A 14,793-nucleotide genomic window follows, 5' to 3' on the forward strand; every position below is an offset into this window, starting at 1 on the left:
GTGTGTCGAAAGCGATCCGGTTCAGATACTCATGGCCGTACGGAGGCAGGCGTGCCGAGCGTGGCGGTGCGATCGAGGCGCAGCGCCAGTCCGGCCACTGCGAGTGCCGCGAGCGGCAGCAGGGCTGCGACCCAGGTGAGTGCACCAAGGCCGAGGCCATGGGCAATGACCGCGCCACCAAGCCAGGCGCCGGCGGCGTTGCCGAGATTGAAGGCGGCGATGTTGAAAGACGAGGCGAGGCTCTGGCCCGCACCTTGCGCCTTGTCCAGCACCCACATCTGCAGCGGTGCCACGGTGGCGAAGGCGGCGGCACCGAGCAGGCCGACATAGATGACGGCCATCACCTGGCTGTGGATGGCGAAGGTCATGGTGGCGAGCACCAGGGCCAGCACCACGAGACTGCCCAGCACGGCCGGCACCAGCCAACGGTCGGCGACCTTGCCGCCAAGCAAATTGCCGGCGATGAGACCGCCGCCGAAGACGAGCAGGATCGGCGACACGGCCGCTTCCTGGAAACCGCTGATCTGCGTCAACACCGGAGCGATGTAAGTGAAGACGGCGAAGACACCGGCATAGCCGAGCACGGTGGTGGCAAGACCAAGCAGGACGGGCATGCGGCGCAAGACGGCGAGATCGGCGCGCAGGTCGCTCTTTTCGGGCGCCGTCTGGCTGCGTGGCACCAGAGCCATGATGACGGCGAAGGCCGCCAGACCGACCAATGTCACCGCCCAGAAGGTCGCCCGCCAGCCAAAGGCCTGGCCAAGCCAGGTGCCGAAGGGGACGCCGAGGATGTTGGCGATGGTCAGGCCGGTGAACATCAGCGCGATCGCCGAGGCCTTCTTGTTGGGTGCGACCAGCCCGGTGGCGACGACAGAGCCGACGCCGAAGAAGGTGCCATGGGCGAAGGCGGTGATGATGCGGGCGCCCATCAGCGTCCAGTAGTCGGGCGCCAGCGCACAGGCGAGATTGCCAAGCGTGAAGATCGCCATCAGCGCCAGAAGGACGGTCTTGCGCGGCCAGTTGCCGGTGGCGATGGTCAGCAGGGGCGCGCCGATGACGACGCCGAGCGCATAGCCCGAAATGAGCTGGCCGGCGGCCGAGATCGAGACGCCGAGGTCCTTGCTGACATCGAGCAGCAGACCCATGATGACAAATTCGGTGACGCCAATGCCGAAGGCACCGGCGGCGAGGGCGTAGAGGGCAAGAGGCATGGCGGTTTCCACTTCGATGACGAAGAGCGCCGTCCCGCGCCCCGGCCCGAAAGATCGTGCCGCCATGCATTGTGAACCAGACTTGCCTTGGGCACATTTTCTGTGAAATAGATTCACAAATGGCCAGGTCCGACATCAATCGCTCCGGCGAAATTGAAGTGTTCGTGCGCGTCGTCGAGGATGGCAGCTTCTCCTCCGCGGCACGCGCGTTGCGCATGACGCCGTCGGCGGTGAGCAAGCTGATCGCGCGGCTGGAGGCCCGGCTTGGCGCGCGGCTGGTCAGTCGTTCAACACGAAAACTGCAACTGACACCGGAAGGCACCGCGTTCTACGAAAGCGGCCTGCGCATCCTCGCCGACATGGTGGCGGCCGAACAGGAGGCCGCGGCGGGTGCAGCACCGCGCGGACGGCTGCGCGTCAACAGCTACGTGCCCTTCGGGGTGCACCGGCTGATCCCGCTTCTGCCGCGCTTCCTCGAACGCTACCCCGAGATTTCGGTCGATCTGGTGCTGACCGACAGCGTCATCGACCTGATGGCGGAACGCGCCGATGTGGCTATCCGTGCCGGGCCGTTGAGTGAGTCACGGCTGGTGGCGCGCAAGCTCGGGCAAAGCCCCGTGGTCGTCGTTGCCTCGCCCTCGTACCTCGAAACGTACGGCACGCCGCTGACACCGGCCGATCTCGACAGGCACAACCGCATGGGCTTTGGATTCGTGCGGCATGTCGATGGCTGGCCGTTCCTCGACGCGGAAGGCCGCGCCATCGTGGTTCCGATCACCGGCAACATGCTGGTCAGCGATGGCGAGGCGATGCGACTGATGGCGCTGGCGGGCGCGGGCATCGCCCGGCTGGCGTTCTGGCATGTCGCCGCCGATATCGCCGCCGGCCGGCTGGCGTCGCTGCTGGAGGTATTCAATCCCGGCGACGAGGAGCCCACCCACGCTGTCTATGTCGGCCAGGGCCGACATCTGCCGGCGCGGGTGCGCGCCTTTCTCGATTTTCTGGGGGAGAGCGTGCGGCTGACCTGACAAGGCTCTCGGGAGCCGACGGGCTCCCGAGATGTCTGCGCTGGCGGAGCCTATGCCTTCGGCGTGAACGGCGCCGGGCGCCGGCCGGCAGCCTGACGCTCCAGCATCCAGCCGGGATATTCGGCCGGCAGGGCGCTGACTTCGTCGAGGCGGACGAGATCGTCGGTGTCGAGCTTCAATTCAGTCGCGGCAAGGTTCTGCTCCAGTTGCTCCATGCGGCTGGCGCCGATGATGACGCTCATCACGAAGGGCTTGGCCAGGACGTAGCCGAGCGCCACCGTGGCGACACTCACATCGTGCTTTTTGGCGATTTCGCGCATGACGGCGACAGCCGCCCAGGCACGGTCCTCATTGACCGGCGGGAAGTTGAAGGCAGCGCGGCGGCCCTCGCCATTGCCCGGCGCGCCGGGGCCGTATTTGCCGGACAGCAGGCCGCCGGCCATCGGCGACCACACCATCAGGCCGAGCTTCTCCTCATTGAGCAGCGGCACGATTTCGCGCTCAAGGTCGCGGCCGGCGATCGAATAGTAGGACTGGACGGTCTCGAAACGGGCAAAACCCTTGCGCTCAGTGATGCCCAGCGCTTTGGCGATGCGCCATGCCGCCCAGTTGGAGACGCCGACATAGCGGACTTTGCCACTGGCAACGAGATCGTCGAGCGCCCGCAACGTCTCGTCGATCGGCGTCACCGTGTCGGTGCCGTGCAGCTGATAGAGATCGATATGATCGAGCTGCAGCCGCTCCAAACTGGCATCGACCGAATCCATGATGTGGCCGCGCGACGAGCCGCGCTGGTTGGGGCCGTCGCCTATGGCGCCGTGGACCTTGGTGGCGATAACCACATTCTGCCTGTCGACGCCAAGGTCCCTGAGCGACTGGCCGAGCAGCCGTTCGGACTCGCCAAAGGAGTAGACGTCGGCGGTATCGAAGAAATTGATCCCGGCAGCGAGCGAACGGGCGACGATCTCGTTGACGCCCTTCTGATCGAGGCTGGCGATCAGACCCCATTGGGCATTTTCGCCGGCAGCACCGAAGGTCATGGTGCCGAGGCAGAGTTCGGAGACGAACATCCCCGTATTTCCAAGCTGGTTATAACGCATGGTGGAGGCTCCAGAGTTTGTGACGACGCAAAACAAATAGGAACGGTACGTTTCGTTTCCAGTGTTGGCCCAAAGAATTTCTCATCTGGCCGACGCGTGGACGTGCCGACGGTCAGCTGGCCAGTAGCGCCACGATCGCGAAGGCTGTCATGCCGAAGGCGACGGCGGCAAGCGGCAGCAGAATTTCGAGCAGCGCTCTCTTGGAGGCAACGCGGTTGCCCTGGCCGAGATCGAATTCGCCGGCGATCCAATCCTCGAAGCTGCCGATGCTCGCGGGTGTCCACGGGCGATGCCGATGCCAGACATGCCCGGCGAGGGCCGGCAATGCCACCGCGATAACAAGGAAGCCGGTCATGACGACGAGAAGATAATCGGCGTAGCTGCTGCCGCCGAAGCCTACCCAAGCGGACAATGCGTACCACCCGGCAAGCCCAGCCATCGCACTATAGATGTCTGGATGCAGACGGTCGGAGACATGTCGGTTGTGAGGCCGGTCACGGGGTTGTTTGTGGGAAAGGTATTCGTTGTTCATGATGCCCTCCTTCGACATTGCAAAGGAACGGCCATGACGGTCGCTCAAGGTCTCCGACGGAGGTAGGGGGGGGGCGCGGCATCGCAATGCGATGCTATGACGCGGCTGCCGCATCCAACCTCCGGGGTTTGTGGCAATGTGGGACGGGTCAGATCACCCAGGGATTGAAGACCGTCACGCCGGTATCATCAAAGTCGGCAACATTGCGGGTCACGAGAATGAGGTCATGGACAAGCGCGGTTGCCGCGATGAGCGTGTCGGCGCTGCCCCGTGTACGACCAGCAGTGACGCGCCCCCAGGCCAACGCGACATCTTCCGTAACGGCAAGAATGCGGTCGGCGTTGTCCGCCGCAGCTCCCGTAGCCACAAATCGAGGCGCGTTGCCTTTTCGGAATCGACCTTGCGTAGCTTGACGATCCCACGCTCGATCTCGCCAAGGGTAATGACGCTGAGGCTCACCGATGTCGGATCCACCGAAGTAAGCCATTCAGTCGGCTTGGGTAGCCGCCACGTCCGAAACGATGTTCGTGTCGAGCAGATACATCAGAGATCGACATCCCGGATCATGGTATCCGAGCGACGGTTGACCTCCTTGGCGAAATCATCGTCCCAGACCGGGCCAGTCAAAAGATATTCGGCAAGGCTTTTCTTCTTTCCGGCCAAGCGGTCGTAGTCTTCCGCAGAGAGCACCACCGCGGCACGCTCGCCGCGCAGGGTCACCGTCTGTGGTCCCTCGCTGCGCGCTAGTTGAACCACCTTGGAAAAATTGTTCTTTGCGTCCTGAAGATGCCAGTTCATGAGAGTGCGTCCTAGCTAGCTTGGCTAGAGCATTGTTGCGTTGAGGCAGCAAGAAATGCTGCATTCGAACTGCCGCTATCAATGGCTATCGACTGCCGAAAATCGCCGAACCGACCCGGACGCTGGTGGCGCCGAAGGCGATCGCCGTCTCGTAGTCGCCGGACATGCCCATCGACAGTCTGGCGACGCCCGCCTCATGCCCAAGCTTTTCCAGCAAGGCGAAGTGGGGACCGGGATTCTCATCGGCCGGCGGGATGCACATCAGGCCTTCGATGGCGAGGCCATGGACATCGCGGCAACGGGCGACAAAGGCCACCGCGTCGCGTGGCTCGATGCCGGCCTTCTGCGGTTCGGAACCGGTGTTGACCTGGACGTAGAGTTTTGGGGCGCGGCTCTGCCTTGTGATCTCCTTGGCGAGTTCGGCGGCGATCTTCTCGCGATCGACCGTCTCGATGACGTCGAACAGCGCCACCGCTTCCTTGGCCTTGTTCGACTGCAACGGACCGATCAGATGCAGTTCGATATCCGGAAATGCGTCCTTCAAGGCCGGCCATTTGCCTTGCGCCTCCTGCACGCGGTTTTCGCCGAAGACGCGCTGGCCGGCCTTGATGACCGGGTCTATGTCGGCGGCGTCAAAGGTCTTGGAGACCGCGACCAGCGTCACAGCGCCGGCATCGCGTCCGGCCTCCTGCTCCGCTGCGGCGATATTCGCCTTGACCGCGAAAAATTGCTGAACGGCGTCGCCCATATGCAAATCCTGCTGTTTTGGCCCGCGTTTTTGTCAGACGCGATACCCATATGGTTGACGGGTTTGCCAAACCATGGTGAACACCCGGACCACATTCCCTGAACTGCCGAGCCATCGCCCGCAGTTCGCGCATGCTTTTAAGTGAAAAACGTCCCATGGCAACCGAACGATACAATCCGCGCGCGTCAGAGCCCAAATGGCAGAAGGCCTGGGACGCCAAGAAGCTGTTCGAAGCGCACAATGACGATCCGCGCCCGAAATACTACGTGCTGGAGATGTTCCCCTACCCGTCGGGGCGCATCCATATCGGCCACACCCGCAATTACACGATGGGCGACGTCGTGGCGCGCTACAAGCGGGCCAAGGGCTTCAACGTGCTGCACCCGATGGGCTGGGACGCTTTCGGCATGCCGGCCGAGAACGCGGCGATGCAAAACAAGGTCCATCCCAAGGAATGGACCTACCAGAACATCGCCACCATGCGCGAGCAGCTCAAGGTCATGGGCCTGTCGCTGGACTGGGCCCGAGAATTCGCCACCTGCGACGTCGACTACTATCACCGCCAGCAGATGCTGTTCCTCGATTTCGTCGAGAAGGGGCTGGTGACGCGCAAATCCTCCAAGGTCAACTGGGACCCGGAGGACATGACGGTGCTCGCTAACGAGCAGGTCATCGACGGGCGCGGCTGGCGCTCGGGCGCGCTGGTCGAACAGCGCGAACTGACGCAGTGGTTCTTCAAGATCACCGACTTTGCGCAGGACCTGCTGGATTCGCTCGACGGCCTCGATGAATGGCCTGAAAAAGTGAAGCTGATGCAGCAGAACTGGATCGGCCGCTCGGAAGGGCTGCTGATCCGTTGGCCGCTGGCCGTCGCCTCTGATGGCGAGCATGAGCTGGAAGTCTATACGACACGGCCCGACACCATCTTCGGCGCCTCCTTCATGGCGGTCGCCGCCGATCATCCGCTGGCCAAGAAGGCCGCGGCAAGCAATCCGGCGCTGGCGAAGTTCATCGAGGATATCAGCCATATGGGCACCTCCGTGGCGGCGCTGGAGACGGCTGAGAAGAAGGGTTTTGATACCGGCATCCGGGTTGTTCACCCGTTTGATGACAGCTGGACGCTGCCTGTCTACGTAGCCAATTTCGTGCTGATGGAATACGGCACCGGCGCCATTTTCGGCTGTCCGTCGGGCGACCAGCGCGACCTCGACTTCGCCAACAAATACGGCCTGCCGGTGATTCCGGTGGTGATGCCGGAAGGCGGGAATCCGGCGAGCTTCCAGATCATCGATGAAGCCTATGACGGCGACGGCGTGATGATCAATTCGCGCTTCCTCGACGGCATGAAGCCGGATCAGGCTTTCGACGAGGTGGCGAAGCTGCTGGAACAGAAGACCATCGGTAACCGGCCGATGGCCGAGCGCAAGGTGAATTTCCGCCTGCGCGACTGGGGCATTTCGCGCCAGCGCTACTGGGGCTGCCCGATCCCGATGATCCATTGCGAGGATTGCGGCGTGGTGCCCGTGCCGAAGGCCGACCTGCCGGTCAAGCTGCCCGACGATGTCGATTTCGACCGGCCGGGCAATCCGCTCGACCGCCATCCGACATGGCGCCATGTGAAGTGCCCGCAATGCGGCAAGGACGCGCGGCGCGAAACCGACACGATGGACACCTTCGTCGATTCGTCGTGGTATTTCGCCCGCTTCACGGCACCGTGGGCGCATGAGCCGACCGATCCCAAGGCGGCCAATGAATGGCTGCCGGTCGACCAGTATATTGGCGGCATCGAGCATGCGATCCTGCATCTGCTCTACTCGCGCTTCTTCACCCGCGCCATGCGCGAGGCCGGCCATGTCGATCTGGCCGAGCCGTTCAAGGGCCTGTTCACGCAAGGCATGGTGGTGCACGAGACCTATCGCGTCGGCTCGGCATCGAATGGCCGCTGGCTGGCGCCCACGGAGGTTCGGCTGGAGGACGTCGACGGCAAGCGCAGCGCCATCGACATCGCCACCGGCGAGGCCGTCACCATCGGCCCGCTGGAAAAGATGTCGAAGTCGAAGAAGAACACGGTCAGCCCGGAAGACATCACCGATGGCTACGGCGCCGACACGGCGCGCTGGTTCATGCTGTCGGATTCGCCGCCCGAGCGCGATGTCGAATGGACCGACGACGGCGCCGCCGGCGCGCATCGCTTCATCCAGCGCATCTGGCGCCTGGTGTCGACGGCGGCCGAGACGCTGGCCGGCATCGAGCCCGCGGCCGCCGGCAGCGGCGAGGCCGCGGTGGTTTCCAAGGCCGCCCACAAGATCCTGAAGGCGGTCGGCGAGGATATCGAGAAGCTCGCTTTCAACCGAGCCATCGCCCGCATCTACGAACTGGCCAACGCGCTGACCACGCCGCTCAACGAGGTGGCCGAAGGCAAGGCCAACCCGGCGCTGAAAGGCGCCTGTCGGCAGGCCGTGGAGATCCTCGTGCATCTGATCGCGCCGGTCATGCCGCATCTGGCCGAGGAGTGCTGGGAAACGCTCGGCGGCACCGATCTGGTTGCCGAACGGCCATGGCCGGTCTTCGATCCGGCGCTGGTCGTCGACAACGAAGTCACCTATCCGGTCCAGGTCAACGGCAAGAAGCGGGGGGATTTGACAATTGCCCGCGACGCGGACCAAGGTGCGGTCGAAAAAGCGGTATTGGCTCTCGACTTCGTGCAGAAAGCGCTCGAAGGAAAGGCTCCGCGCAAGGTGATCATCGTGCCGCAGAGGATCGTCAATGTCGTTGCCTGATCGGGAAAAGACAGGGCTGAGCCGTGTGCTGCGCCATATCGCGTTCGCAGGCCTGGTCGGCTCGCTCGCGCTTGTCTCGGCCTGCACGGTGCGACCGCTCTATTCGAGCGCGTCGCTGTCGGGTTCGCAGGCGCGCGCCAGTGCCGAACTGGCTTCGATCGCCATCAAGCCGGTCAGCTCGCGTTATGCCAAGCAGGTGCGCAACGATCTGATTTTCGGCGTTGGACGCGGGGCCGGCGAGCCGGCTTCGCCGGCCTATTCGCTCAATCTCGGCGTGACCGAAGCCGTCGAATCAGCGGCACTTGTGCAGGTTGGAACCAACGAGGACGAACCGACCGCCGGTTCTGTGACGCTGACTGGCAACTATACGCTGTCCGATGCGAAGTCCGGTGTGGTCATCGCATCCGGCAAGCGTTCGATCACCTCGTCCTTCGACAGGCCGCGTCAGGAGTTCGCCGCATACCGGGCGCAGATCGATGCCGAGAATCGCGCCGCGCGCGAACTGGCCGAAGCGCTGCAATTGTCGATCGCCCAGGACCTGGTCAGGCACGGCAAGGCCGGCTAGCGCGGCTTATCGGTCTAGCGCCCCCACATGATGGGATGATCGTGAGACCCCGATCAGGTTCCCGAATAGAGCTTGTGCGGCATCGCCGCGACGATACGCCATCAAACTCCCCATGGCACAGCGAGCAGATCGCGCCACCGGCGTGCGCTGTGAGATGACGATCCGGCCTCGTCGCTTGTAGAGGCTGTCACGGCGATTTTGCTGCTCAAGGATCGTTGCCGACCCATCCGGGAAGCAACTGTTAACCACTCGCTCCCTATTGCTCGGCAGACAGTTCAGAGTGAGTCTTGAGAATGGAAGCCAGGCGTTTTTCCCGGGTCAATTTGTTGAAGGCAGCATCGCCCGATGATCCCGGGGTGAAGCGTTTCGATGGCATCAGCGACAGGGGCGGTCAGCGAACGTCTTCAGCCGCGACAGACAATCCGGATCGTACGGCTCACAAGGGACTGGATGGCCGGCAGTCCGGCACACACCAGGCCGGCTATTCCGCGCCGGTTGTCGATCTCGGCGGTAACAAGCGGCCCTATATGGAGCCGAGGGGTAGCGCGGAGGCGAGCAACGCGTCCTCGAAAATCGGCGATATCGAAAGTCCTGCCTGGCAAGAATATTTCTTCCTCGCGCCCAACGTGCGTTTTACCCGCACACCAGACTATGAGGCCAAGAAGCATCGTCCGCAGCACGAACGTGTTGTCGAACAGGGCGATGCAGATGCGCTCCCAACGCAGCAAGCAGCCGCGCAAGCCATGGCCGATGGGGCATCCTCCGCGCCCTCGCTCCTGGCATTGCCGGCGTCGGTGAAAAGTCATGCCTCCCAGCCATTGGCCGGCCGTGGAGCCGCAACGCAAAGGCCGTCACCGCCGGCTGCGGCTTTCGTTCCCCCGGCGCGCGCCAGAGAGCAGGCGCGCGTCGTTGCTACGGTGCCGCCGATGACGGCCGCAACAGGACGAGCGTCCGCGCGCGGGACCGCCGCTCCGGGCGTCCCGATCAAACCGGCCACTCCTGAAAAGCCGCGCTGGCCCTATCTTTCGGATCACGCCTTCTTCGAGGCTATGGCGCCCCATCTGGTCGATGTTTCGTCCCAGGCCCGGCAGGCCCGCCCAGCTTCATCTGCCCCTGCCGCCACCGCGCGGATCGATACCAGCCTGCCGATGGCGGCCGATGCCACCTCGCTGTTTCGTGTCATCGAATGTCTTCCAGGCCAGGCCTCGAAGCCGTTGCCGGACGTTTGGCCGGCCAATTCGAACCAGGCCGTCGTCCAGCCTGACGTATCTGCGGGCAACGCGCCGCTGCGGGCCGAGGCAATCCCCGCTGCTAAAAGCGATGCCGTTCCAGCGCCGGCCGCGCCAGGTGTGGACGTCACTGTCAGGGTCGCTGCCGCTCGCTCTCCCCGCTTGCCCGGGGCTGGAAAAATTGTGCTGTCAACCGCGGGCGATCCTTATGAGCTTCCTTCGGAAGAGCTGTTGCAGCAGCCACCGGAGGGGCAAGGCTTCTACATGTCGCAGGAGCGGCTCGAGCAGAACGCCGATCTGTTGGAAAGCGTGCTCGAGGATTTCGGCGTGCGCGGCGAGATCATTCACGTTCGCCCAGGCCCGGTCGTCACGCTCTATGAGTTCGAACCGGCACCGGGTGTCAAATCCTCGCGTGTCATCGGGCTCGCCGATGACATCGCCCGCTCCATGTCGGCGATTTCGGCGCGTGTCGCCGTCGTGCCTGGCCGCAACGTCATCGGCATAGAGCTTCCGAACGAGATGCGCGAAACCGTCTATTTTCGCGAGCTGATCGAATCGGAGGGCTTCCGCAAGACCAGCTGCAAGCTGGCGCTTTGTCTCGGCAAGACGATCGGCGGTGAACCAGTTATCGCCGAGTTGGCGAAGATGCCTCATTTGCTCGTGGCCGGAACCACCGGCTCCGGCAAATCGGTTGCCATCAACACCATGATCCTGTCGTTGCTCTACAGGCTGAAGCCCGAAGAATGCCGGCTGATCATGGTCGATCCCAAGATGCTCGAACTCTCCGTCTATGATGGCATCCCGCATCTTCTGACGCCCGTCGTCACGGATCCCAAGAAAGCCGTCACCGCGCTCAAATGGGCGGTGCGCGAGATGGAAGACCGCTATCGCAAGATGGCGCGGCTCGGTGTGCGCAACATCGACGGCTACAACGAGCGTGCCGCCGCTGCCCGCGACAAGGGCGAGACTGTCGTCATGACGGTGCAGACCGGTTTCGAAAAGGGCACCGGTGAGCCGCTTTTCGAACAGCAGGAAATCGACCTTGCGCCGATGCCCTACATCGTCGTCATCGTCGACGAGATGGCCGACCTGATGATGGTTGCCGGCAAGGAGATCGAAGGCGCCATCCAGCGTCTGGCGCAGATGGCGCGCGCTGCCGGCATTCACCTGATCATGGCAACTCAACGTCCTTCCGTCGATGTCATCACGGGCACGATCAAGGCCAACTTCCCGACCCGGATTTCCTTCCAGGTGACGTCCAAGATCGACAGCCGCACTATCCTGGGTGAGCAGGGCGCCGAACAGCTGCTCGGACAGGGCGACATGCTGCACATGATGGGTGGGGGACGCATCTCCCGCGTGCATGGTCCCTTTGTCTCCGATGCGGAGGTAGAGCACGTCGTGGCGCATCTGAAGGCGCAGGGCCGGCCTGAATATCTGGAAACCGTGACAGCCGACGAGGATGAGGAAGAAGCCGAAGCCGACCAGGGCGCGGTCTTCGACAAGGGATCGGTTGCAGCCGAAGACAGTGATGCCATCTACGACGAGGCGGTCAAGGTGGTGGTGCGCGACAAGAAGTGTTCGACGTCCTATATCCAGCGCCGCCTGGGCATAGGCTACAACCGCGCCGCATCCCTGGTCGAGCGTATGGAAAAGGAAGGGTTGGTCGGCACACCCAACCATGTCGGCAAACGCGAAATCATCATGGGGCGGCGCCCACCGGTGACCGCGCCTGACGATGACGGCACGGATTGATCCGCGGACTCCTTTGGCGGCGTGACTTCGTCTGAAGCGCATTAAAAAGGCCGGGTACCCCGGCCTTTTCTGATTGAAAGTGGTGCGGCTTCAGCCGATCGCCATCTCAGCCGATCTTCTGGCCGGTCTTTGCCCAGTCGGCGAGGAAGGCGGCGAGGCCTTTGTCGGTCAGCGGATGGTTGACCAGCGCCTTCAGGGTCGCCGGCGGCGCGGTAACGACATCGGCGCCGATGAGTGCTGCCTGCTTGACATGGTTCACAGTGCGCACGGAAGCGACGAGGATTTCGGTCTGGAAATCGTAATTGTCGTAGATCTGCCGGATCTCCTGGATCAGCTCCATGCCGTCGATACCGATGTCGTCGATGCGGCCGACGAAGGGCGAGATGAAGGAGGCGCCGGCCTTGGCCGCCAGCAGCGCCTGGTTGGCCGAAAAGCACAGCGTGACGTTGACCAGGCGGTTCATCTCGCTGCGGATCGTCTTGCAGGCCTTCAGCCCGTCCAGCGTCAGCGGCACCTTGATGCAGACATTGTCGGCGATCTTGGCCAGAGCCTTGGCCTGCTGCATCATCTCGGAATATTCGGTGGCGGTGACTTCAGCCGAGACCGGGCCCTTGACGATGTCGCAGATTTCTTTGGTGACCTCGGCGATCTTGCCGCCGGATTTGAGGATCAGCGACGGATTGGTGGTGACGCCGTCGAGCAGTCCCAGATCGTTCAGCTCACGGATATCCTTGACGTCGGCGGTGTCGACAAAAAATTTCATGGCGGGTCTCCTGAAGATTCTCATGTGCATGTCATGCACATTCGGGGTCGGCCTTTGATCTAGACCAAAGTCAGGGCAAGGTCACGCCTCATGATCGAAGATTCGCCCTTTGTCGCAGCCGCACCGGTGCTGGTGCCGATGCCCGCCGAACGCCCCTACACCTATGCCGTGCCCGCCGGCATGCGCGTGGTGCCGGGCTCGATCGTACGCGTGCCGCTCGGGCCGCGCCAGGTCGCCGGAATCGTCTGGGATGGCGCGGTCGAGAAGGTCGATGCGAAGAAGTTGCGCCCGATCGAGCAGGTCTTCGATTGCCCGCCGATCGACCGCGCCATGCGCCGTTTCGTCGACTGGGTGGCGCAGTACACGCTGTCGCCGCCGGGCATGGTGGCGCGCATGCTGCTCAGGGCACCGGAAGCATTCGATCCCGAACCGTGGATCGAGGGGCTGCAGCGCACGCTTCTCGTACCCGATCGGATGACGGGAGCCAGAGAGCGCGTGCTGGAGACGGCCGAAGGCGGCCTTGCCTGGACGCGGTCCGGGTTGGCTCATGCCGCAGGTGTATCGTCGACGGTGATCGACGGGCTGAGGGCGCAAGGCGTGTTCGAGACGGTGATGATCCCGCCGCGCCCGGTCGTGGCGGCACCCGACCCCGGCTACGCCATACCGGAACTGATGCCGGACCAGAACGACGCCGCGCTGATGCTGCGCTCCAATGTCGCAGCCGGCGTGTTCAATGTCGCGCTGCTCGACGGCGTCACCGGATCGGGCAAGACGGAGGTCTATTTCGAGGCGGTTGCAGCCGCGCTCGACCAGGGCAAGCAAGTGCTGATCCTGCTGCCGGAAATCGCGCTGACGCATGCCTTTCTCGAGCGCTTCCAGCAGCGCTTCGGTGCCAAGCCGGGCGAATGGCATTCCGACCTGCCGCCGCGGATGCGCGAAAAAGTCTGGCGGCAAGTGGCGGAGGGCGGCGTGCGGGTCGTCGCCGGCGCGCGCTCGGCGCTGTTCCTGCCGTTCAAGGAGCTCGGCCTGATCGTCGTCGACGAGGAGCACGATCCTGCCTACAAGCAGGAGGACCGCGTCTTCTACAATGCGCGCGACATGGCGGTGGTGCGCGGCCATATCGGTAGCTTTCCGGTCGTGCTGGCGTCGGCGACGCCATCGGTCGAAAGCCAGGTCAATGCCAGCCAGGGGCGCTACGCCAGGGCGGTGCTCTCCGCCCGCTTCGCCGAGGCAGCACTTCCCCACCTGAAGGCGGTCGACATGCGGCGCGCACCGCCGGCGCGCGGCGGCTTCCTGTCGCCGGTGCTGCTCGACCAGATGCGCCAGACGCTGGAGAGGAAGGAACAGTCGCTGCTGTTCCTCAACCGGCGCGGTTATGCGCCGCTGACGCTGTGCCGGGTCTGTGGCCACCGCTTCGGCTGCCCGGTCTGCTCGGCCTGGCTGGTCGAGCATCGCTTTCGCGGCCAGCTGGTCTGCCATCATTGCGGGCACAATGAGCGCCGTCCCGAAGCCTGCCCTGAATGCGGGACACTCGATCATCTGGTCGCTTGCGGACCGGGGGTCGAGCGTATCGCCGAAGAGGTCGTCGCGCATTTTCCCGACGCGCGCACCATCGTTTTGTCGTCCGACCTGATGGGCGGCGTGCGGCGGCTGCGGCTGGAACTGGAGGCGATCGCCAATGGCGAGGCCGACATCGTCATCGGCACGCAGCTTGTCGCCAAGGGTCACAACTTCCCCAACATGACGCTGGTCGGCGTCGTCGATGCCGATCTCGGCCTTGCCAATGGCGATCCGCGCGCCGCCGAGCGCACCTTCCAGCTGCTTAGCCAGGTGACCGGCCGCGCCGGCCGCACCGGCAAGAAGAGCCTTGGCCTGCTGCAGACCTTCCAGCCTGACCATCCGGTGATGCGGGCGATCGTCTCCGGCGACGCCGAGGCCTTCTACGAGCGCGAGATCGCCGAGCGCGAGCGGGCGGCCCTGCCGCCTTTCGGGCGGCTGGCCGGTGTCATCGTCAGTGCAGTGACGCGGGCGGAAGCCGAGGGCCATGCTCGCGGCCTGCGCCGCGCCGCGCCGGAGGCCACCGATCTGTTCGTACTGGGGCCAGCCGAGGCGCCATTGTCACTGCTCGGCGGCCGCCATCGCTTCCGCCTGCTGATCCAGGGCGAACGGCGTGCCGACATGCAAGGTTTTATCAGGGCCATGCTGGCCAACGGGCCAAAACAGCGCGGCTCAGTCAGAGTGCAGGTCGATATTGATCCGCAGAGCTTTTTGTGAGTTGAACGCC

11 protein-coding genes and 1 pseudogene are annotated in these 14,793 nt (G+C 63.9%); 5 read left to right on the plus strand and 7 right to left on the minus strand.

Going from position 1 to position 14,793, the window contains the following annotated elements:
- Positions 1-29 precede the first annotated feature (29 nt).
- A complete protein-coding gene (locus NKJ06_RS06895; RefSeq protein ID WP_352632936.1) occupies positions 30-1,211 on the minus strand; it encodes an MFS transporter in 1,182 nt (393 codons plus the stop codon).
- Positions 1,212-1,330: 119 nt separating this feature from the next.
- Between NKJ06_RS06895 and NKJ06_RS06900 the strand changes: the two genes are divergently transcribed.
- Positions 1,331-2,239: a LysR family transcriptional regulator gene (locus tag NKJ06_RS06900; protein WP_352632904.1), complete on the plus strand. Its 909-nt coding sequence runs from the start codon at positions 1,331-1,333 to the stop codon at positions 2,237-2,239.
- A 50-nt stretch (positions 2,240-2,289) separates the two neighbouring features.
- On the opposite strand, the gene NKJ06_RS06905 is transcribed toward NKJ06_RS06900, so the two are convergent.
- The 5 genes and pseudogenes from NKJ06_RS06905 to NKJ06_RS06925 all read right to left on the minus strand — a co-directional run bounded on the left by NKJ06_RS06905 (position 2,290) and on the right by NKJ06_RS06925 (position 5,417).
- A complete protein-coding gene (locus NKJ06_RS06905; RefSeq protein ID WP_352632903.1) occupies positions 2,290-3,339 on the minus strand; it encodes an aldo/keto reductase in 1,050 nt (349 codons plus the stop codon).
- A 112-nt stretch (positions 3,340-3,451) separates the two neighbouring features.
- Positions 3,452-3,871 carry a hypothetical protein gene (locus NKJ06_RS06910; protein WP_352809462.1) on the minus strand — a complete coding sequence of 140 codons (420 nt, stop codon included), beginning with the start codon at positions 3,869-3,871 and terminating at the stop codon, positions 3,452-3,454.
- 148 nt (positions 3,872-4,019) lie between these two features.
- A pseudogene (locus NKJ06_RS06915) lies at positions 4,020-4,415 on the minus strand (type II toxin-antitoxin system VapC family toxin).
- Complete coding sequence (locus NKJ06_RS06920) at positions 4,415-4,669, minus strand: type II toxin-antitoxin system Phd/YefM family antitoxin (RefSeq protein WP_352632901.1); 255 nt, start codon at positions 4,667-4,669, stop codon at positions 4,415-4,417. The pseudogene NKJ06_RS06915 and the gene NKJ06_RS06920 overlap by 1 nt, the downstream one beginning before the upstream one ends.
- An 85-nt stretch (positions 4,670-4,754) precedes the next feature.
- A complete protein-coding gene (locus tag NKJ06_RS06925) occupies positions 4,755-5,417 on the minus strand; it encodes a YggS family pyridoxal phosphate-dependent enzyme (protein WP_352632900.1) in 663 nt (220 codons plus the stop codon).
- A 155-nt stretch (positions 5,418-5,572) separates the two neighbouring features.
- On the opposite strand from NKJ06_RS06925, the gene leuS reads away from it, so the two are divergent.
- The 3 genes from leuS (at position 5,573) to NKJ06_RS06940 (ending at position 11,746) form a co-directional block, all read left to right on the plus strand.
- A complete protein-coding gene (gene leuS, locus NKJ06_RS06930) occupies positions 5,573-8,197 on the plus strand; it encodes a leucine--tRNA ligase (RefSeq protein WP_352632899.1) in 2,625 nt (874 codons plus the stop codon).
- Positions 8,184-8,762 (plus strand): LPS assembly lipoprotein LptE, encoded by a 579-nt coding sequence (locus NKJ06_RS06935; RefSeq protein WP_352809465.1) that lies wholly within the window; start codon positions 8,184-8,186, stop codon positions 8,760-8,762. Before leuS ends, NKJ06_RS06935 begins: the two co-directional genes overlap by 14 nt.
- Positions 8,763-9,055: 293 nt before the next feature.
- Positions 9,056-11,746 carry a DNA translocase FtsK gene (locus tag NKJ06_RS06940; protein ID WP_352632897.1) on the plus strand — a complete coding sequence of 897 codons (2,691 nt, stop codon included), beginning with the start codon at positions 9,056-9,058 and terminating at the stop codon, positions 11,744-11,746.
- 106 nt (positions 11,747-11,852) lie between these two features.
- Here the strand turns inward: NKJ06_RS06940 and fsa are convergent, their stop codons facing one another.
- On the minus strand, positions 11,853-12,509 hold the full coding sequence (gene fsa / locus NKJ06_RS06945) for a fructose-6-phosphate aldolase (RefSeq protein WP_352632896.1): 657 nt from the start codon (positions 12,507-12,509) through the stop codon (positions 11,853-11,855).
- Positions 12,510-12,599: 90 nt separating this feature from the next.
- On the opposite strand from fsa, the gene NKJ06_RS06950 reads away from it, so the two are divergent.
- The gene (locus NKJ06_RS06950; protein ID WP_352632895.1) at positions 12,600-14,783 is read left to right on the plus strand and encodes a primosomal protein N'; all 2,184 of its coding nucleotides are present in this window, start codon (positions 12,600-12,602) and stop codon (positions 14,781-14,783) included.
- Positions 14,784-14,793: the final 10 nt, after the last annotated feature.

The organism is Mesorhizobium sp. M0293 (assembly GCF_040321735.1).
GTDB lineage: Bacteria > Pseudomonadota > Alphaproteobacteria > Rhizobiales > Rhizobiaceae > Mesorhizobium.